General features: G+C 54.6%; 12 protein-coding genes. All 12 read right to left on the bottom strand.

Annotation, left to right across the window (positions count from 1 at the left end; all coding sequences use genetic code 11):
* Positions 1–719 precede the first annotated feature (719 nt).
* Positions 720–1,814: a family 10 glycosylhydrolase gene (locus tag OH144_RS11570; protein ID WP_266202399.1), complete on the bottom strand. Its 1,095-nt coding sequence runs from the start codon at positions 1,812–1,814 to the stop codon at positions 720–722.
* Positions 1,811–2,962: a carbohydrate-binding family 9-like protein gene (locus OH144_RS11575; RefSeq protein ID WP_266202400.1), complete on the bottom strand. Its 1,152-nt coding sequence runs from the start codon at positions 2,960–2,962 to the stop codon at positions 1,811–1,813. The genes OH144_RS11570 and OH144_RS11575 overlap by 4 nt, the downstream gene beginning before the upstream one ends.
* A gap of 240 nt (positions 2,963–3,202) precedes the next feature.
* Complete coding sequence (locus OH144_RS11580) at positions 3,203–5,515, bottom strand: family 20 glycosylhydrolase (protein ID WP_266202401.1); 2,313 nt, start codon at positions 5,513–5,515, stop codon at positions 3,203–3,205.
* A gap of 281 nt (positions 5,516–5,796) precedes the next feature.
* Positions 5,797–7,647, bottom strand: coding sequence for an alpha-L-fucosidase (locus OH144_RS11585; RefSeq protein WP_266202402.1), 1,851 nt, complete (start codon positions 7,645–7,647; stop codon positions 5,797–5,799).
* 796 nt (positions 7,648–8,443) lie between these two features.
* Positions 8,444–9,196, bottom strand: a complete 753-nt coding sequence (locus OH144_RS11590; RefSeq protein WP_266202403.1) for a copper homeostasis protein CutC — start codon at positions 9,194–9,196, stop codon at positions 8,444–8,446.
* A complete protein-coding gene (locus OH144_RS11595; RefSeq protein WP_266202404.1) occupies positions 9,177–10,154 on the bottom strand; it encodes an isoaspartyl peptidase/L-asparaginase family protein in 978 nt (325 codons plus the stop codon). Before OH144_RS11595 ends, OH144_RS11590 begins: the two co-directional genes overlap by 20 nt.
* Before the next feature lie 285 nt (positions 10,155–10,439).
* Positions 10,440–11,876: a glycoside hydrolase family 125 protein gene (locus OH144_RS11600; RefSeq protein WP_266202405.1), complete on the bottom strand. Its 1,437-nt coding sequence runs from the start codon at positions 11,874–11,876 to the stop codon at positions 10,440–10,442.
* Positions 11,877–12,028: 152 nt separating this feature from the next.
* On the bottom strand, positions 12,029–14,332 hold the full coding sequence (locus tag OH144_RS11605; protein ID WP_266202406.1) for a glycoside hydrolase family 20 protein: 2,304 nt from the start codon (positions 14,330–14,332) through the stop codon (positions 12,029–12,031).
* Positions 14,333–14,587: 255 nt separating this feature from the next.
* Positions 14,588–16,141 carry an alpha-L-fucosidase gene (locus tag OH144_RS11610; protein ID WP_266202407.1) on the bottom strand — a complete coding sequence of 518 codons (1,554 nt, stop codon included), beginning with the start codon at positions 16,139–16,141 and terminating at the stop codon, positions 14,588–14,590.
* A gap of 41 nt (positions 16,142–16,182) precedes the next feature.
* The gene (locus OH144_RS11615; RefSeq protein ID WP_266202408.1) at positions 16,183–17,718 is read right to left on the bottom strand and encodes a sulfatase; all 1,536 of its coding nucleotides are present in this window, start codon (positions 17,716–17,718) and stop codon (positions 16,183–16,185) included.
* Between the two features lie 143 nt (positions 17,719–17,861).
* Positions 17,862–19,559: a beta-N-acetylhexosaminidase gene (locus OH144_RS11620; protein ID WP_266202409.1), complete on the bottom strand. Its 1,698-nt coding sequence runs from the start codon at positions 19,557–19,559 to the stop codon at positions 17,862–17,864.
* Positions 19,560–19,758: 199 nt separating this feature from the next.
* Positions 19,759–21,390 (bottom strand): beta-N-acetylhexosaminidase, encoded by a 1,632-nt coding sequence (locus tag OH144_RS11625; protein WP_266202410.1) that lies wholly within the window; start codon positions 21,388–21,390, stop codon positions 19,759–19,761.
* Positions 21,391–21,412: the final 22 nt, after the last annotated feature.

Below are 21,412 nucleotides of genomic sequence, written 5' to 3' on the forward strand. Positions count from 1 at the left end.
TACTCTCGGATTTGTAATCCGAGTGGCTTGAAAAGCCAGACTTCCCGAGCAACCGCTTCCTGCAATTGGAGCCAAGCTATCCTTACTAGCTCCTGCTGATCCTCAGCTTTACAAGCTGCTTGTTTCAATTCATTCTTTGTCTCCCTCCAGGCCGGGAGGCCTCGTCCTCGGGCATCGCGCTGGGAGCTTTTCCTTTGCTCCTACGTCGCAATGTCTCGCTCACGCTCGCCACCGGAAAAACTCGCATAGGCGCTCACCCCAAGGACTGGGATCAGATTCGATAGCCACGGCTTTTGCAACTAGAACCAAGTCCCCCTTTGAAGGGGGCAGGGGGATGTTAATCAACTGCGGAGAATTCCCCTCCATGGAGGGGTTAGGGGCGATTTATACTTTGTAGGGACAGGTCGCGACCTGTCCGCGCTATAGATACAACTATGAAACTTATGCTTCAGCAGCAGTAATGACAGGCTCCCCTCCTGGGGGTAGGGGCCCTCGGAAAAGCTAAGGAGGGGCAGGGGTGGTTGGTCTGGCACGGCAATCCTGTCAATCCAAAAATCCCGTAAATCCTGATTCAGACAAGTATAAAGTATGGTTCTTTGAGTCAGTAAAGTTGCAAACTCTACCTAATAACAAGACACAAGTCTACAGACTTGTGCCAGGAAAGGGAATACCACCTAAAACAAGTAGAGCTGCCATCGGCAGCTCTACATTATACTTTCCTACGACTTCACCGAAGCCGAGGCGCGTTCCAGCGCCTGCAGCACCTGCTCGTTCACTTCGCCGAAGATTGAGACGCCTTTGGCTCCGTTTGCCAGGGCGAGTTCTATACCTTGCTGGAGTTCTTCGTTGCTTTTGAAGTCAGGCAAGTATAAGCCGGCGTAGAGCGGGAATTTCCCCTTCAGGAAGTGTACGCCTTCTGTCACGGCATCACCGATCCAGCGCACATCCTCTTTGTAGAAGCCATGGTAAATCATCGGGTACACGGCGTTCAGGTTCCAGTTGGTCCAGTCCTGGCGCACGATGCGGCGGGCCACTTCCGGCGTTGGAAATACGGCGGCGGTAATCGGTTTCTTATTTTCTTTGGCGATCTCGGCCAAGTGGTTCACGATGTTATTGACGGCGTTATAGCGGTACAGCCGCCACGACAGGCTGGCCTCCGGGTATTCCAGTTCCTCGATCGCCTTGCCGCGCCATGCTTTGAATTTGCTGCGGCACACCTCGCAGTAGCAATAGTCGTACTCTGGCAGTTCCTTGGTCTGCTCTATGTCATAGTTCTCCCACAGGTTCACCGGCAGGATCACGTCGCAGAAGCGCACATAGTCCAGGTGGATGCCGTCGATATAATCTTTGCTGAGGATGTTGCGCACGTCCTCGGCCAGGTATTGCTTTACCTCCTCACGGGAAGGACACAGCCAGCGGTAGTACCCCACATACGGTGGCTTATCGGCACACGACTCACCTTTACGGTTTTGGGCATACCACTCCGGGTGCTTCTGCAGCAACTCTTTTTCGCCCCGGTTCATGGTCCACATCCAGCGGTGCGCCTCCAGTTTGTTGGCCTTGGCTGCACGGAAATGCTTCTCGCTGTCGGCTTCAAAGAAGATCCCCCGGATACCTGCTTCGTAGAAGCGTTTGTACTGCTGCTGCAGATCGGCCTCTTTATCGGCTTTGTTGGGCCTTACCCACACCCAGTGCCTGGGCCGGTTCTTTTTAGCCCCTGGTGCTGCGGTGAGTTCGGCAAGAGCGGGCGCAGGTATACTTGCGGCCAGGCCGGCTAGCGCCCCGGCCTTCAGGAAGGATCTTCTTGTTTTCATTGTAAGCCTTTTATCGTGTGTACAAATCCGTTTTCGTTGATGCTCCATACTTTGCCGTCTGGCCCGTGTATGGCGGCCATAAACTGCAGCGTGCCCGCCTCCAGTTTCAGTTGGTTCTCCTGCCCTTCTACTTCCACCCTGCCTTTCTTCAGGCCCAGCTCTTTTAAGGATTTACTGTAGCGGCCATGCTTCCCAAAATACGCTTTCTGCCGGTAATACACCAGCCACAGGTACTGCTTTTGCTTCTCAGCGTAAGGCATGGTAAAGTTGATGCTCTGCTCCCCCACAGGTTGCTGGCTAAAGTATAAATAGCCCCAGCGCTCCGGCAGGTGCATGTTAATCACCCCTTGCGGTGACCACACCCAGTTATACTCCGGCAGCGGTTTGCCGTCCTCGCCTTTGCGCTTCACGTACTTGCCGTCTACCACATCCACATCCCACTGTACCCGCGAGAAATTGATGCGCCACAGGGTGCCTTCGTCTGGAACACGCGTGACATTTCCGACCGTAACAGATCGGAAAGGAATCGCCATTTCCACCGTCCAACCCTCATCGGTATCGGTCGGATCATTGAGTGTACCTTGCACCTGCACCGCAGACTTCAGCCCATGCAAGTCCCAGCCGATGAGGGCACCGTTGTTGTTGCGGTAAGGCTTGGAGAGGAACAGGTCGAAGATGGTGTTGAGCGCGTTCACCTCCACCTCAAAGTATTGGTGGGTGTCGTTGTCCGGGTCGAGGAATACTTCAAAGTCATTGTCGTAGTACACCACCTCGTCGTGCTGCGTCAGGTTAGCCCACACATGCGGCTCCTTCATCTCGGCGGCAATGTATAAATACTCATTATCCCAAGCCATTTTCACGCGGGTCGGGTACGTTGGCTCCGGCCTTTTATCGCCCTCTATGTCAGTGAACAAGTCCGTCCAGGTAGCGTGTTGCCATACTTCGTCGTTCAGGTGACCGTCTATACTCGGAGCCTTGCTGGTGAAGTGGGTCACGTAATGTTTCGGTTCTGTAAACAGATGCTCCAGTCCAGCAAACGGAGAGGCCGCTTTAGCCTTTCGCTTCGCTTTCGCGGAAGGGTTATCTTCTGCCTGTGCAGCCAGTACAGCCAAAAGTACCAGGCACAGGGTGAGGTAATGCTTCATCATAAAGGGGGTATAAAAGCGTCTCTCCTGACAGTCGAAGTCTAAGAGAGACGCTAAAGCAGAATTTATACTTGAGTTTTTAGTATGCTGTTCCGGATTTGTAATCCGGAACTCAGCTAACTGCGGATTTGCACCCCGCCTGCTTGCCAGTAGCTAAAGCCTTTGCTCTTGCGGATTACAAATCCGCGGCTATCTACTTTCGGATTGGAAATCAGAAAGAGCTAAAGTGGGATTCAAAAGCAACTACTGCACAGCCGGCGCATACTTAAACCAGCTGGCCGGAATGGGCTGCGGCTCTCCGCCGTCTTTGCTGTAGAGAAGCTTTAGGGTATAGCCGCCGCCACCTTCAATAAAGTCCAGCGCAAATGGCTGCAGGCCTTTCTCCAGCGCCACCTGACCGATTTTCTCCTGTGGTGGGTGCAGGCCGTCGTTGTCCACTACCAGCCGATCGGCAATGCGCAGCACACCGCCGTCGTCGCAGGTGAAGTGGAATGTATAAATACCTGTTTCCGGCACCTCCAGGTAGCTTCTGAACTGCACGCCAAAGCTCGGTGCTTCCGCCTCACGTGGAACCTGCAGCTGCGCTACCTCTGCCACACCTGTTGGCGTGGCCTTGGCCATACCTCCTGTATTTTTGAAGGAAGCCTTGTAGTAGGTCGCCTGCAGGCCTGGCTTTGTACTTTTAGCTGCTATTGCCTTGGCATAGGTCTGCTTTTCATACGTAGTGGTATAGGTATCCCCTTTCAAGCCTTCCGGCGTAAAGGCCGCTATCTTGAACGTGGTGGTTTCAGTGATAGTCAGCGGCTTGTCCAATACCTTAGAGGAGGTAGTGGGCTGGCTGCCGTCGGTGGTGTAGCGAATGATCAGGTTGTCGAGTGGCTTTGGAACGTCCAGCGTGGCCTTATCGGTGAACACATTCACGTCCAGGAAGCCTTCCAGGTCGGGCAGTCGGTAATTTACGTCCAGCGCGTCGAGGCGTTTGTAGTGCTTTTGCAGGCGCTGCAGGTAAGAATCGTAGTCGCGCTTGTCGGACCAAACCACCTCGGCCAGCGCCGTCATGCGGGGCATGTACATGTACTCGGCCCGGTTCTCGGAAGGGATGTACTCGGTCCAGATATTGGCCTGTGCCCCAAGTATGGCTTTGGCTTCCTCGGCGTTCAGCCCCTTCGGCACCACGTTAAAATGGTACACGTTATATACCGACTTCTTATCGGGTATCCCGTCGAAGTATAGCGGGCTGTTGGGCGTCATGATCACCTTGTTGCCGTTCCGGGCAGCGTGCAGCGGGGCATTGGGAGCCCAGGTGCGCCAGAACATCACCACCGCGTCCGAGTTGATACCACCCTCCAGCATCTCATCCCAACCAATCAGCGTCTTGCCCTTGGAGTGGAAGAACTTCTGCATGCGGTGGATGAAGTAGCTCTGCAGCTCCTCCACGCTCTTCAGCCCCTCGCGCTTCATGAGTTCCTGGCAGCCTGCGGAGTTGGCCCAAGTGGTTTTCTCAACTTCGTCGGCCCCCAGGTGGATGTACTGGCTCGGGAACAGCTCAATGATCTCGTTGAACACATTCTCGGCAAACTCATAGGTGCTCTCCTTGCACGGGCAAATCGGCACAGAGAACGTCTCGCCCCAGCCCGCTTCGCCGCAGGTCAGGAACGGATAGGCATCAATGGCGGCCTTCATATGGCCAGGCATGTCGATTTCGGGGATGATCTCGATGTGGCGGGCAGCAGCATAGGCGATGATGTCCTTCATCTCCTCCTGCGTATAGAAGCCGCCATACATGGTCTGGCCGTTTTTCTGCACGATATGGCGCTCATCCAAAGCAAAATCCGGGTTCTCCTTCGAGCGGGCGATCACATCGCGGTCGTGGTTGTTGAAGGTACGCCAGGCGCCCTCCTCGGTCAGTTTCGGGTATTTCTTGATCTCAATGCGCCAGCCCTGGTCGTCGGTCAGGTGCAGGTGCAGCTTGTTGAACTTGTAGAGCGCCATTAGGTCGATGAACTTCTTCAGGTAATCGGTGGTGAAGAAGTGGCGGCTCACGTCCAGGTGCATCCCGCGCCAGGTATAAGCCGGCTCATCCTGGATCTGCAGGGCCGGGAGCACAAGCTGGGCCTGCGCTGATCCCTGCTCTATACTTACAGGCAGGAGCTGCCGCAGCGTCTGCACGGCCCGGAACATGCCCGCCGGCTCTTTCGCCGCCAGCGTTACCTGCTTTGGCGTGATGCTCAAGCGATAGCCTTCCGGGGCATTTATATTTTGGTCGTACTGGAAAACAATGGTATTAGCGGATGCTTTCTTCGCCTGCTTCAGCGATTTGCCCAGGCTGCCAGACAGCAGGTACTGCAGCTGCTCGGCCTCGTTTTTAAAGATGCTTTCTTTGGGCAGTACTAGCTTTGTTTTGGAGTTAATGATGAAGCTTCCCTCCTGCGGTGTCAGGGAGCTGGGGTACGGAATCAGGGGATACTTCGGGTCAAGGGTCTGCGCCGTTGACAAGGTTTGCACCCCAAGAAAAATAACTGTGAAAAGTAAAGCGTAAAGGTAGTGTTTGAACATGATATGTAAATGTAAAAGCGTAGTCTCTGTTGAGCGGGGAAGGTGGCTTTTCCCCGTGGAAAATCAGGAAACGACAATCATTCCCCTACCCCCTATCAGGGTTTAATTCATTCTCTTTTTGTCATCCTGAAAGGATCTTGGTGGTGTGCAGTATAGGTTTTACCTCCCTCCTCACAAGTTTCTTATCAGAATAACTTAGAATGTGAATTTGTTGTACCAGAAATCCACCCCCATAGAGCTAGTGAGCATAGCTCTATGAAGGTGGGTAAAGCCTGTCCAGATTAATTACTTTCGATCGGCTTTATTTCCTCACGGTATAACTCCACCGGACCGTCCAGCAATATGGCGATCACCGTCAGGTCCTCGTCCAGCAGGTCGTGCGGCACGTCGATGTAGGCGATGCCGGGGATGTGGCTCCAGTACTGCTTGTTGAAGATCTCGTGGCCCAGCAAAGTGCCGTTGCCCACCACGCGGATGCGGTGCAGCTTGTTTTTAAGTCCTTTGATAGCGATAGGACCGGTTGGCTTACCCTCCACGAATAGGTACAGCGTCTGTTTATCTTCAGATAGCGAAGTATTTCCCTCGTAATGCCCCTCTGGCAGGCCTGGGTTGGCTTTATACATGGTTTCGGCATGCTTTTTCACCCAACGCTCTACACCCGCATCGGCCAGTTTGAGCTGCTTTACCTCAGTACCGTCAGGTTGCAAGGCGGTGCTCTGGAAGGGGTTATTTCCTGCCTGCAGGTTATCGGCTACCCGGCGGATCGTGCGGTTACGCTGCGTCGCATCCAGTTTGCCAGTCTTCTGCAACTCTGCCAAGGCCAGTTTCGCTGGCGCTGGAGAAGCCAGTTTCAGCGGCTCGTCAAACGACAAAGCCAACACGGTCAGTTGCTCATCGTAGGCATTGGCAGGCACCTGGATGTAGGTGGTGTTACCCTGCTGCTCATACTTGGCAGTAGCCTTGCTACCCACTACTTTTACATTTTTAATTGGCGTAGCCAGCCCCTGCACGCGCACCGATTCGGTTCCCTGGTTCTCCACAAATAAGTATAAAGTTTTACCGTCCTTGGCCAGCGTAGAGTGGCCGTAGAAATGCTCCTGCGGAATGCCTGCCACGGTGCCGAAGATAGCTTCTTCGTGCTTGTTCGTCCAGCGGCCCAGTTCCTTTAGTATCGCTACCTGCTCCTCGGGTATGGTGCCGTCCGGTTTCGGGCCGATGTCGAGCAGCAGGTTGCCGCCATTGCTGATGCAGTCGGCGAAGGTACGGATAACCTGGTTCGGGCTCTTGTAATGGTGGTCGTGCGGCGAATAGCCCCAGGAGTCGTTCATGGTCAGGCACAGTTCCCAGTACTTATCTTGTGGCTTTACCACTGGCACGCCCTGCTCCGGGGTGGCATAGTCTCCGTAGTCGTTGAGGCGCGAGTTGATGATGACGTTTTTGTTGTAGCCCAGCAACATCTCCCGTACCTTATCCGATTGCCACTCCTCTGCACTATGCTCCCAATCACCGTCGAACCAATAAAGGTCCGGGTTGTAGTTTTTGGAAAGCTCGCGGAGCTGGCCCTGATAGAAATTCTGGAACTTCTTCCAGCGGCGTGGCTCCTCGGCTAACGAATAGCGTTTTTTAGCCCGTGTGAACACGTCATAGTCTGCATAGCTCCAGTCGGGCAGCGAGTAGTAAAAGCCTACTTTCAAGTTTTCCTTGCGTAGCGCGTCCACAAAAGGCGTGAGCACATCGCGTTTGGCCGGTGTATGCTTTTTGGTGTTGATGCCGCCCATTTTGCTATCCCACAAGGCTACGCCGTCATGGTGTTTGGTGGTGATGACCGAATAGCGCGCACCGGACTCTTTGATCAGCCTGGCCCATTCCTCCGGCTTATACTTATCTGCCGTGAAGCCGTCGAGCTGCTTCATGTAGTCTTCGTGGCTGATGTAGTTGTTGAAGAAGGACCACGATTCGGGGATGCCGTTCACGGCGTAGATGCCCCAGTGGACGAAGATGCCGAGCTTGGCGTCGCCGAACCACTGCATTTTGGTGCTGTCCTGCGGGGCGGCTTTTTTGGCCTGCGCGGAGGCGAAGTTGCCGCTGAGCACTAAGAGAAAGATGAGTAATAGTTTGTACTTGTTTATCATTATACTTGAGCTATACTTATTTTATCCCGCTCTTTCGGATTTGTAATCCGAAAGTATAGAACGACGGATTTATAATCCGCACAAGCCATGTTTATACTTTGGCTATACTTTTATACTTCCCTGGCGCAAGCGTCCGCTTGTGCCTTCATCGCTTAGCTATTGCAGCTCCTCCTGTTGGCGCGAGTTTGCAACTCGTGTCCTGTTATGGTGTCGGGTTTGCAACCCGACTGGCTCGAAGAGCCATACTTATACTTGGGCTATACTTCTTTACTGGAGCTCTACTTTCTACTCTGTTTATACTTGCTGCTATACTTGCCAATGACAGCGACAACACCGTCCCTCTTTTGTCATCCTGAAAGGACCTTGTGGGCCAGCTGCTGCAAGCGTATCCTTCCTGCTTTCAGGTTGCTTGCAGAACAACAGTTCCTAATTATACTTGCATAACTGCTGCTTCCTTCCATTTGAACCAAGCTATGCTTGCTAGTTGCTGCTGATCCACGGCTTTACAACCTGCATTGTTTTATCTCTGGCTTTGGTGCTCTCAAGCCCGAGAGGGCTCGTCCTTTGGCATCGCGCTGTTTTCCCTCCTGCCTCCGCTGCGCTGCGGCTGCCCTAAACGGGCACCGGATCTCACAAGGCGCTCAACCCAAGGACTGGTATCAGTTCGATAGCTGCGGCTTTCTGTCATCTCGAGCAGCGCGAGAGATCTTTTCAGAATACCCGAAAGACCCCTCCTCTTTTCGGGAGGACAGGTAGAGCGGCTTAGCCAACTAATCCAACAACTAACAACCAACACCTACCAACCAGCAACCAATCCCCTCACCTGCTCCACATCAGCCACTAATTGCTCAAACTCAGAGAGCACCCGGTTGCTGGACATGGGCGGGTAATCTTTGCGGTATACCATATCGCTGTCTACTGATTTACGCACTGAGGCATGCACCTCGCTTACGCCGGTTCTGGAGACCAGCTCCTGCACGTTGGCCGGTGTTACGCCGCCGCCGGGCAGGATGATGAGCTTGCCAGCCGCTCTTTCATGCAGCTCCCGGATGAGGTCGGCGCCCTGCAGCGCCGTTTCCTGCTGCCCGGAAGTAAGCAGGCGGTGCACGTTTAGTTGCAGCAAATCATCCAGCGCCTTATAGGGATCGGACACCAGGTCGAAGGCACGGTGAAAGGTGATGCTCATACCTTGCGCCGCGTCGATCAATGCCTGCGTACCGGCCACGTCTATACTTCCGTCCTTTGTTAAGGCGCCGATCACGATACCGTCTACCCCTAACCCGCGGCAGAGCTGTATATCGCGCTTCATCACCTCAAACTCGGCAGGCGAGTACAGAAAGTCGCCACGGCGCGGGCGGATGAGCACGTGCAGGCCGATGTTGATACTTTGGCGCACCACCTCGATCATCCCCGCGCTGGGCGTAGTGCCGCCGCCGGCCAGGTAGTCGCACAGCTCCACGCGCTGCGCGCCTCCCTGCTCGGCGGCTATGGCAGAGGCCACCGAATCGATGCAGATCTCCAGCAGCGGTTTAGAACTTGCTCTTTCCATCCAGCAGCTTCACTCCCGATTTATCCTGCACGGCATAGTTAAAGCCCTTGTGAATGCAGTACCCGCCATACTCGCCGTTCTTGTTGAGGGCGATAAAACCTACCTGCAGGTCTTTCACATCTTTGTGCTTGGCAATGATGCGCTCCACGGCCAGACGGCAGGCGTCCTCCGGCGAATTCCCCTGTCGCATGAGCTCCACCACCAGGTGGCTACCCACCATACGGATCACAGCCTCGCCCAAACCTGTGGCCGTGGCGGCTCCTACCTCGTTATCTACAAACAAACCAGCCCCGATGATCGGAGAATCGCCCACGCGGCCGTGCATCTTGTAGGCGGCACCGCTGGTAGTACAGGCACCGGCCAGATCGCCGTTCGCGTCCAGCGCCAGCAACCCGATCGTATCGTGGTTTTCGATGTTGATCACCGGCTTGTACTTCGACTCCTTCAGCCAGTTTTTCCAGTCTTTTTCAGATTCCGGCGTCAGGAGGTTCTCTTTCTGAAACCCTTTCTCCAAGGCGAACTGCAGGGCACCGTCTCCTACCAGCATCACGTGCGGGGTGTCCTCCATGACCTTGCGCGCCACCGAAATCGGGTGCTTAATGTGCTCCAGAAAGGCCACCGCGCCGCAGTTGCTGTCCTTGTCCATGATGCAGGCATCCAGGGTCACATGGCCCTCCCGGTCGGGGTAGCCGCCGTAGCCCACCGTGCGTACTTCCGGATCGGCCTCGGGCACTCGTACGCCAGCCTCTACGGCATCCAGCGCGGTACCTTTTTTCTTCAGAATTTCCCAGGCCGCCGCGTTAGCCGGTATGCCGTGGTTCCAGGTAGAAATCACGACAGGTTTGTTTTTTTTGGCCGCTCCCAGCGAGCCGCCAAAGGCGCTGGCATACTGAAAGCCGCTGCCCAGCAGGCCAGCGCCGAGGGCAGATAGTTTTATGAATTTTCGTCTGGTGCTCATTTTATAGGTTGATGTTGCAGGTTAATGCTGAAGTATGTTTGACTTCTAACGTATATCCCTCTCCTCTCAGAACAAGGCTGATCCTTTCTATCTTTTGTCATCCTGAAAGGATCTTGATAGCGAGTAGTATAGCTTAACCTCCAGGAAGAAGGAGCCTCTTTCTACTACCACCAAGTCTCTTCCAGAATGACAGAGAAATTTGTACTTATCTTCTCAAAATAAATCAGCCCTTCCCTTGAAAGGGACAGCGGATTATACTTCAGCCATAAGCCAGGCACTTGTGCTTTATACTTGCGCTTTTAACAGGTGCGGACGCTCGGCGTGCACTTTCAGGATCAGCTCTCCGAACAGGGTATTTACCCAGGCAAACCATTTTCTGGTGAAGTTGGAAGGATCATCCTTGTGGAAAGACTCGTGCATGAAACCGGTACCGGCATGCGTGTTCTTGAGCTGGTGCAGGCATTCCTTTATCTCCTCATCCGATTGGCTCGTCAGGGCCTGCATAATAATGCTCATCGGCCAGATCATATCCACTCCGGTGTGCGGACCGCCAATGCCATGTCCGGCTTTGCCCACAAAGTACCAGGGGTTGTCCTGGCCAAGTATAAACTTGCGGGTGTTCTGGTAGATCGGGTCTTCCACCGGGCAGCAGCCCAGGTACGGCATGGCCAGCAGGCTCGGCACGTTGGCATCGTCCATAAACAGCTCATTGCCGAAGCCGTCCACCTCAAACGGGTGCACTTTGCCGTAGTTCAGGTGCTCCGCCACAGCGTATTCCTTCAGGGCTTTCTCCACCTCGTCGGCCAGGGCGGTACACTCGGCCGCAAAGGTTTTGTCTTTCTTGATCTTCTCGCTCATCTCAGCCAGTTGGCGTAGCGAGGTAACGGCAAAGTAGTTCGACGGCACCAGGAACAGGTAGATCGTGGCGTCGTCGGACGGACGGAAGGTAGAGCAGATCAGCCCTACCGGCTTGATCGGGTTACCGTAGCCGGAACCTGCCACCGTGTCGGTTTGCCAACCGGTTACGCGCTGAAACTTGTAGGGCCCTTTGTCCTCCTTGCGCTGCTGTTCTTTAAAGGTTTTCACCACCAGGCGCATAGCTTTCTCCCATTCCGCATCAAACGGGTTTGTATCGCCGGAGGCTTTCCAGTAGTGGTAGCCCAGTCTGATCGGGTAGCACAGCGAGTCGATCTCCCACTTGCGCTCGTGGATGCCCGGCTGCATCTTGGTCAGGTCTTTGGCCCACTCCCCTTCCTTGGTAGGGTCGTCGTAAAAGGCGTTGGCGTAGGGGTCGGTGATGATGTAGCTTGTCTGGCGGTTGATTACACCGGCAATCAGTTTTTGCAGCGGCTTGTCCTTGTCCATCAGTGCCAGGTAAGGCCATACCTGCGCCGAGCTGTCGCGCAGCCACATGGCGTCAATATCCCCGGTGATCACATAAGTATCCGGACGGCCGTTCTTCTCCTGATAGTTAACAGTGGTATCCAGGGTGCTTGGAAGGCAATTTTCGAACATCCAGGCCAACTCTTTGTCGGCAATGCTCTTCTTTACATCCTTAATTGCTTTTTCTACCGCTTTGCTCGTGAAATTACGCTCCGACATGGCAGGGCGCTGGCTCTCGAACTTTTGCTTTTGAGTGAACGACATAAATGAAAAACCTGAGGCGGCGATACCGGCTGTCGCGATGGCGCCGGTCTTAACAAAATCTCTTCTTGTAGGCATGGGTGTTTTATGAGTCTTTTTGATCAGGTTATGACCAGTAAATTTTCTGCTCTTAAATATAGTAATTATAAGGCTAAAACCTGCTCAACTCCTGATATAAGTACAACTTCTCGCCATATGGCTTGTACTATATTAGTATCTTATCCTGCTTGTTACCGCACCACAATCTCATCGGCAAAAAGCCATGCGGGTTGGCCGGCACCGTTATGGCCTTCCGGCAGTGCGGTCAGGTGGTAGGCGGTAACACGCACATACCTTGCCTTCTGCTCCGGGAACTGGGCCTTGAAATCGTGCATGGTCGCCTCCTGCTCATTTTGCGACACGGGGTTCTTCACCGTCTTTACTTCCTTAAAACTCTTGCCATCGGTGGAGACCTCGAACTTCACGGCCGTCGGCAGCATGATCCAATCGCGGTAATGCTGCAGGCTGCCCAGGGTGATGTTGGAGATTGATTTGGCCTCCCCTAAGTCCAGGGTTGCCACCATATCCCTGCCGCTGAACCCGTGCCAGTATTTGCCCACTGCGTGCCGCCCGCGCACCCCGTCGGTCAGCGAGTTAGGGCCGTCAGCCATATAATGCTTGCTCACCGGGTTTTCATACTTTACCTCGCGGCCAACGGCCTTGTGCATGCTAAACGACTGCTCCGCCGGCTTCAGGCCCATCACCTTGCCATTCACCACCGTCACCGCCTTCAGCACCACCGACGAATCGATCTGGATTGGTTGCTTGTACTTTATACTTTGCGCCGTTGGCTCCGAGCCATCCAGGGTATAGTATACTTCCCCGTTCATGGCCTCGGTAAAGAGCGTTACCAGCAGCTTGCCGCCTTCTGAGCTGGGCTTGATGTCCACGGTGAAATTGCCTTTGGAGTAATGCAGCGCTTTCTGGTCGAAGGCTTTGAACTGGGGCTGCAGGCGCTGGTTAAAGCTTACCCAGTCGCGGCTCTCTTTCGGCGACCACACGACCTCGGCCAGGGCCAGCATGCGTGGCAGCACCATGTACTCCAGGTGCGAGGCGGTGGTAATATATTCGGTCCAGACGTTGGCCTGTGCGCCCAGCACGTGCCTGGCTTCTTCTGCTGTCAGTTCTTTCGGGATAGGCTCGTAGTCGTATACTTTTTTGAGCGTGTTAAAGCCGCCAATGGCCAAAGGCTCTCCCTCCGGACCTGCCTGGTAATGGTCGAAGTAGACCGGGGAGCCGGGCGTCATGATCACGTCGTGGCCCATTTTGGCAGCCTCGATGCCGCCGCTCTCGCCGCGCCAGCTCATCACCGTGGCCTGGGGAGCCAGCCCACCTTCCAGAATCTCGTCCCAGCCAATGATGCGGCGGTTCTTGGTGAGCAGGTAGTTCTCCATGCGCTTGATGAAGTAACTCTGCAGCTCCTCCACGTTCTTCAGGCCTTCATCGGCCATGCGCTTCTGGCAACTAGGGCATTTTTTCCAGCCCGACTTATCTACCTCGTCACCGCCGATGTGCACATACTGCCCGGGGAAAAGCGCCACCACCTCATCCAGCACGTCCTCCAAAAAGGTGAACACTTCCTCGTTGCCCGGACAATAGTTAGACGACATGTTGGTATAGTCTCCACCCGTAAGCGGCAGTTGCTCTTTGCCGCTGCAGCTCAGGTGCGGGTAAGCGGCAATGGCCGAGGCCACGTGGCCCGGCATCTCTATTTCCGGCACGATCGTGACGTTACGCTGAGCAGCGTAGGCCACGATGTCTTTTATCTGCTCCTGGGTATAGTAGCCGCCGTAGGTGGGCTGCTCGCCCGGCTTTGCCTGCGGCCTGGCATCCCAGGGTTTGTCGGTATGGTCCACACGCCAGGCTGCTACGTCGGTCAGCTTAGGATACTTCTTGATCTCGATGCGCCAGCCCGGATCGTCCACCAGGTGCCAGTGAAACTTGTTCATCTTGTAAGTAGCCATGAGGTCGATGTACTGCTTCACGGCGTCAGGCGAGAAGAAATGGCGGCTCACGTCCAGGTGCATGCCGCGCCAGGCAAAGCGTGGGTAGTCCGTAATGGTCATGGCCGGGACCTGCAGCGCCGCGTTGGTGCGCACAGCGGGCAGCGTTTGCAGCACCGATTGGATACCGTACACGATACCTGCTTTGGAGTTGGCTTTTATGCTTATTTCCGACGGCGTTACCTGCAGTTGGTAGCCTTCTTCGCCCAGGCTGTTTATACTTTCAATGGCTAGTTTAATGGCTTTGCCTTTGCGTTTTTTGATCGGCAGCTCCAAACCGGAAACTTCTTTGATGCGCGCGGCCAGAAAATCAGCGGCAGGCCGGAGCTCTTTTTTCCCGTTTTCCAGGTGGATAGAAGTATGGCCGTCAATTACAAAGTGGCCTTCGCTGCGCTGCAGGCTTACCGGCTGCGGAATGATACTGACCGGCTGCTGGGCCAGCACCAGAAAGGGGAAAAACAGGGCTAGAAGAAGGGTGGTCTTCTTAATCATGGTAGTTTAGTCTTTTGCCTTTTAAAGGCTATTGGTAGTTATTGTGTCGTGAAGTATAAAACCAACCAGCATCTATACTTGCTGTACTGGCCAGTCGGTTTTATACTTTAGAACTCAGGTTGCGATTCCCTCATTTGATGAAGGTGTAAACCCACCCCCGCCCCTCCAAGGAGGGGATTTTTGTTACGATTGCAGAAATTCCCCTCCTTGGAGGGGCTAGGGGTGGATTCATCGCAACCTGGGTTTTATACTTTGCTAGTGCTCACTCGCTGAAATAGCCATGCCTTCGAGTGCATTCTTGTAGAGCCCGATTTCTGAGATGGTCGGGTTCAGCCTCGACGACTCGATGCGCAGGCGCACTTTGCTGGCCGTTACCGGCTTGAAACGCAGCAGGCGCTTGTAGCCCACGGTGGTGCCTTCGGTTGCCTGGTGCCACTGACCGTCTTTCCAGTAATCGAATGCAAACTTCTCTATACGCTGCCCTACGCTGATGTTCTCCTGCAGCATAAGCACATCAAAGGTCTGCTCGCCGTCCAGTTTCAGCTCTATCACGGCTGTGGTGTCTTTCTCTGATTTGGTGGTAAAGTGCGTGTCATACTTGCCGTCGAGTATGGCTTTTTTGTTCTTGCCCGTTACCTTCACTTTAGCACCTGCTGCCAGGTTCTTATTGAAGGTGTCGTGGCGCAGCTTGGTCCAACCCTGCAGCGCCTTCACGTCACTCTCGTGGATAAGGCCGCGCGTGTCGGGCGGGATGTTGAGCAGGAGCACCCCGTTGCGGCCCACGGAACTGTAGTAGATATCGAGCAACTTCTCCGGCGATTTCACCTTATCGTCCTCGGCAGGATGATAGAACCAACCCGGACGGATCGACACGTCCGTTTCAGCCGGATACCATACCAGCCCTTTGGCGTTGCGGATCTTCTCGCGGCTGCCCAGCACTTCGCCCCGCATATCGCCGGTAGGTTTAAACGCCACCGCCTGCTGCGAATTTGCCGCCGTCGCATTCTGGTCCAGGTTATCGGCTGGTACTACGCTCCACTCGGTTTCACGGCCGTAGCCGGTTTCGGTGCCCACCCAGCGCACATCCGGGCCCATAATGGCAATAGTGGCCGTAGGCTGCAGCTTGCGGATGTGCTTGTACCAACGGTCGAAGTCGTATACCTGCTTTTTGCCGTTCGGGCCCTCGCCATTGGCCCCGTCAAACCATACTTCATCTATCTGCCCGTAATTGGTCAGCAGTTCGGTGAGTTGCTCTACAAACAGGTCGTTGTAGTCATCCGTGCCGTACACTGGTGAGTTCATGTCCCAGGGTGAGAGGTACACGCCAAAGCCAATGCCGTACTCCTTGCAGGCCTCCGCTACGTCTTTCATCAGGTCACCATTTCCATTTTTCCAGGGGCTGTTCTTCACCGAGTGTTCGGTGGTGGCTGTCGGCCACAGGCAGAAACCGTCGTGGTGCTTGGCGGTGAGGATCACCTGCTTGATTCCGGCCTCCTTGGCCACGCGCACCCATTGGCGGGCGTCTAACTGTGAGGGGTTAAAAATGGCCGGATCTTCCTTGCCTGTGCCCCACTCGCGGTTAGTGAAGGTGTTGACGCCCACATGAAAGAAACCGGTCAGCTCCAGCTGCTGCCAGCGCAACTGCCGAGGGGTGGGCACCACATTGGCCGCCTTGCGAATGATGTCGGCTTCGGAATCTCCGGGCTGCAGGATCACAAAGTTTACCTTTTCGTGAGTTGTTTGCTGCGCAACGGCTGGAGCAGAAGCTGCCAGCAGAAGGGAAAGGAGGCTGTGGGTTATCTTCTTCATTTTCATGTAGGGGTGAGCTATACTTAAAGATTTTATACTTGTTAGTTTATACTTTGGAGCGCTTCGTCTGGCATCGGCACCGGTTTTCCGGTGCTTTTAAACGACGGCATCGGAGCCTCCCACTGCCGCAATTGCTGCGCTAGTTCCGTGGCCAGCGCCTTCACGCGTTTGGGGTGTTTGGCTGCCAGGTCCGTGGATTCGCCAATGTCGTTTTCCAGATTGTAGAGTTCCATTTTACCGTCGCGCAGGTGGTAGATCAGTTTCCAGTCGCCTTCGCGGATAGCACTTCTGTAATTGATGCCTGGTCCGTCCTGCTCGGTCCATTTGTTGGGCACGTGCCATACCAGGGCGCGGCCTGCCGGCCTCTGCTTTGGTGATCTGAGCAAGGGCACAAAGCTTTGGCCGTCCACTTTTTGCACCACCTCATACTTCTCTACCTGCGCCATTTCCAGTATGGTCGGGAAGAAATCCTCAATGATAACGGGCATATGAGTAACCGAAGCAGGCTTTACCACACCCGGCCATTTCACCAGCATGGGTACCCGGATGCCCCCCTCGTAAACCGAACCTTTTCCGGCTTTCAAAGGGAAGTTCTGCGTGTGAGCCTCCCCTCTCCCGGCATAAGACAGACTCAGGCCACCGTTATCGCTCATAAATATAAGCACTGTGTTGTCGTCCACACCATTATTTTCCAGGTAATTTAAGACATCCCCCAGGCTCTTGTCCATCCCCTCCACCATACTGGCGTAAATTGCCTCGGTCTGGCTCAGCCCGGTGTCGAGGTATTTCTGTAAAAAGCGCTTGTCGGGCTCATACGGGTCGTGCACGGCATAATGGGCCAGGTGCAGGAAAAACGGCTGCTTGTTACGGATCGGTGCCTCCAGTGTCTTGAGCGCTTCCAGTGTCAGGGCCTCCGTCAGGTAGGTTTCTGAGCCATAGTATTCCGCCATGTCCGGCACCGCATGGATATTATAGGATTTGCCGGGCATATTGCCGTAGTTCTGCTCGCCCAGGTAACTGAGCGGACGCCCCGCCACATGCCCGGCCACATTTACCATAAAGCCCAGGTTATGGGGATTGGCTCCCGGCGTGCCGGCCGTGCCCCAGTGCCCTTTGCCTATGTGTATGGTCATGTAGCCGTTCTCCTGCAGCAACTGCGGCAGAGGGGTGGCGTAGGCTGTTTGCGGCACGCCCGCTATGGGGCTCAAGCCGTTGATGTTCCAGTTGGCAAAGTTCAGCTGCTCATCCGGCGTATCGGAATTGCGGTCTTTCCAGGGCGTGGTCCAGTTGGTGACGCCGTGGTGGGCCGCGTTCATCCCCGTCAGCATACTTACCCGCGAAGGCGTACAGACCGGTGTGGCGTAGGCGCTGGTGAACTTCATGCCTTCCCGGGCCAGGCGCTCCATGTTAGGCGTGTGGTAGCGCTTGTTCACCGGGTATACTTTGTCGGCAAAAGGCACCGACGTATCCATCCAACCCATGTCATCCACCAGGAACACGATGATATTTGGCCGCTGCTGCGCCTGTATGGCCAGTGCAGGAAGTATAAGGATGATGAATAGAAAAAGCCTCTTCATGTTTGATTTAAGTAAAGAATAGCAGCAGTATGATGTCACCTCTCTCCTGCATTTCTGTCAGCCCGAACTTTGTGAGAGATCTTTTCCGAACTCCGGGTAGATTTCTCCTATCGCCGAAAGGACAAAGAGCATAAGCCGCCGTTCTACTTCACCGGCTTCGGCTCCACCTCGCGGTTGCCTTCGTGCGTTTGGCTCTGGTAGTACTGCGGGTGGAAGCGGATGCCTTTGGCCTCCCAACCCGGGAAATGCCAGCTGTTCAGACGGTTCACAAAACTGTTAAAGTCTTTCTTTTCCAGGGGCGTCCAGAGGGCTTCGGCAATGGCAGGCAGGCGCGGCAAAAGCATGTACTCCAGGTGCGCTACCGAAGAGATAAACTCGGTCCAGATGTTGGCCTGCGCGCCCAGCACATACTTATGCTCGTCTGGCGTTAAGGCCTCCGGGTGCGGGTTATACTGGTACACCCTTTCGAGGGTGTTGATGGAGTACTTGGCCGCAAAGGGCTCGCCTTCCGGACCAGCCTGGTAGCGGTTAAAGTAGAGGGGGTCGCTGGGCGTCATCACCACGTAGTGGTTCTGCTTGGCTGCCTCAATACCGCCCTTTTCCCCGCGCCAGCTCATTACCGTGGCCGATGGGGCCAATCCGCCTTCCAGGATCTCGTCCCAGCCCAGGAGCTTTTTGTTGTGTGCCAGCAGGTATTTTTCCATGCGCCGGATAAAATAGCTCTGCAGTTCTTCTTCGTTCTCTAATCCTTCTGCCGCCATGCGTGCCTGGCAGCGCGGGCATTTCTTCCAGTACGACTTGTCCACCTCATCGCCGCCGATATGGATGTACTCTGCCGGAAAGATCGCTCTCACTTCATCGAGCACGTCCTGCAGAAACAGGAAAGTGCTGTCGTTGCCGGCGCAGTAGTTCAGGTTCACGTTGGCAGGGTCTGTCACGCCGTTCCACAGGGCGGAGGTGGGTGCCTGCTGCCGGTGGCGCTCGCAGGAGAATTCCGGATAAGCTGTCAGCGCCGCACCCGAGTGGCCGGGAATATCAATTTCAGGGATCACCGTAATGTGGCGGGCTTTGGCATAAGCCACCACCTCTTTGGCCTGCTCCTGGGTATAGTAGCCACCGTAGGTATAGGGCTTGCCGGTAAGGGGTTTCTGATAGGTAGAGTCGGGTTTATAGTACACGCTGCCCGGAATCTCCTTTCGCCAGGCTCCCACCGAGGTCAGCTTCGGGTATTTCTTGATTTCCAATCGCCAGCCTTCGTTATCGGTCAGGTGCCAGTGGAAGGTGTTCATTTTGTAGAGCGCCATCAAATCGATAAACTCCTTGACAGCCTCCACGGTGTAGAAATGGCGGCTCACGTCCAGCATCATGCCTCTCCAGCCAAAGCGCGGCTCATCGGAGATTTCCATAGCAGGCACCTGCAAGGCCTCGTTGGTGCGCACGGCCGGCAAGGTCTGGAGCAGCGACTGCAACCCGTAGAACACGCCCGCCGGACTGTTTCCTTTAACAAGGATGGCCTCGGGCGACACGCTCAGTTTGTATCCTTCCGCTCCCAAGTCTGCCATACTTCCCAGCTCAAACCGGACCGCCTTTGCCTTCTTTTTGTTCAAAGGCAAGGTATAGCCAGACACCTCTCTGACATGGTTGGCGAAGTACGTTGCCAGGGCCGCCAGCTCTTTGTCACCCCGCTTAAACTGGATGGAGGTATGGGCATCAAGTATAAAATAGCCCTCCTTCAGCTCCAGGCTTACCGGCTGCGGAATAATGCTCACCTGCTGCGCCTGCAGCGGAAGTATCACCCCGAGCAGAAAGTATAAAACCAGTAGGGTTGGCCTGTTTTTCATGTAGTGTACTGCAAGCTAAAAGTATAAATCCTTTCAGGACAAAGGAATTTTTGACAAAGGACAAAGGTGTTTCAAGTATAAATCGTTGCCCCTCGGTCAGCCTGTCATCCCCCTCCCACCTTCAAAGGGGGACATCGGTATGCTGCAACTATACTTTGTATGTCTTTCGTCCTTTGTCAAAAAATCCTTTGTCAAATAATTACTGATTCTTCTTCTGTTCTTCCGCGTCTGAGAGCGGGGCAAAATGAATGCCCCGGGCTTCCCATACTTGCAGGAGCGGCAACAGCGCGTTTCGGAACTGCTCGTAGTTTTTGTTCTGTGGCTGCGTCCAGCCCACTTCGGCGTAGGCGGCCAGGCGCGGGAACACCTGATAGTGCATTTCGCCTCGCGTCGGGATCCACTCACTCCACATCTGGGAGCCTGTGCCGATGATGTTCTGATGATACTCTTTGGCCAGCTCCTGCGGCACCGGATCGAAGCTGTAGGCTTTCTGCAGCGGGATAGATTTGTAGTCATAGTCCAGGTAGGTCATCGAGTGCAGCGAGTTCACCAGCTGGTAACCTTGGGAGGCAGCCTGCGTGATCAGCTCCACATCGCCTTTCCAGAAATGCACCACCACGTTTTTGGCCAGCTCGGTTTCGGCATTGGCATCTGCTTTTTTCTCCTCGAAGTCATGGTGGATGTTAATCCCCATGATCTCGTTCCAACCCATCATGCGGCGGCCGTTCTGCTCAATATACTTCGAGATGTTGTTGGTGAAATGCACCTGCAAATCAGCGTAAGTCTTGATGTCGTGCTCCTTCATGTAGGCGTTTACCTGCTTCGATTTCTCCCAGGCTTCGTAGCCCACTTCGTCCCCGCCGATATGGATTACCTTGGAGGGGAACAGCGCGAATACCTCCTGCAGCACGTCCTGGAGGAACTCCTGTACTTTAGGATTAGTCACGTCGTAGATGTCGTAGAAGCGGCCGAATTTTACCGGTACCTCTATCTTCTGATTGTCCGTGCCCAGCCAGGGGTAAGCGGCAATGGCCGCACTGGCGTGGCCCGGCATCTCGATCTCCGGCACCACGTTGATGTGGCGCTCGGCGGCATAGGCTACCAGTTCTTTTATCTCCTCCTGAGTATAAAATCCGCTGTGCGGCTCCCCGGATTGCTTGTTGCTGTTCCACTTCTTCTCCCCTACGGCCGTGCTTTTTCTAACTGAGCCAACCTCCGTCAGTTTCGGGTATTTTTTGATCTCGATGCGCCAGCCCTGATCATCCACCAGGTGCCAGTGGAAAACGTTCATTTTCAGGCGGGCCATCTCGTCAAGCAGCAGCTTCACCTCCTCTTTTCCTTTGAAGTGACGGGCCTCATCCAGGTGCAAGGCGCGCCATTCGAACCGTGGCTTGTCTTCTATGGCCACCGCCGGCATAAATTTGCCTTCAGAAGTATGGAGGGCCTGCAGCAGGCTCTGAATACCGTAGTGGATGCCCGCTTCCGTGGCTGCCTTGATGGTCACCTGCGTCGGCGTTGCGGTCAGTCTATACCCTTCTTTGCCCAGGTCTTTGGACAGCTTCTTATCCAGCTCCAAGCTGATCGTGTTCTTCTTACCCTTGCCGGCGTTAGCCTCGAGTGATAGGTTATACTTCTCCTGCAATGCTTTTTGGAGGAAATCGGCCTCCTTTTCTGCTCCGGAAGTATACTGGATGGCTTTGGCGCTGCCAAGTGCGAACTGTCCCTTTGCCAGTTCGATTTTGTTTGGCCTGGGAATGATGTTGATTTCCTGCGCACCGGCCTCAAACGCGGCCAGGCAAACTAAGAGGAGAAGGTATAGAAGTTTTTTCATGGGGTGAGCGTTTGTTTAGAAG

Source organism: Pontibacter kalidii (genome assembly GCF_026278245.1).
GTDB classification, from domain to species: domain Bacteria; phylum Bacteroidota; class Bacteroidia; order Cytophagales; family Hymenobacteraceae; genus Pontibacter; species Pontibacter kalidii.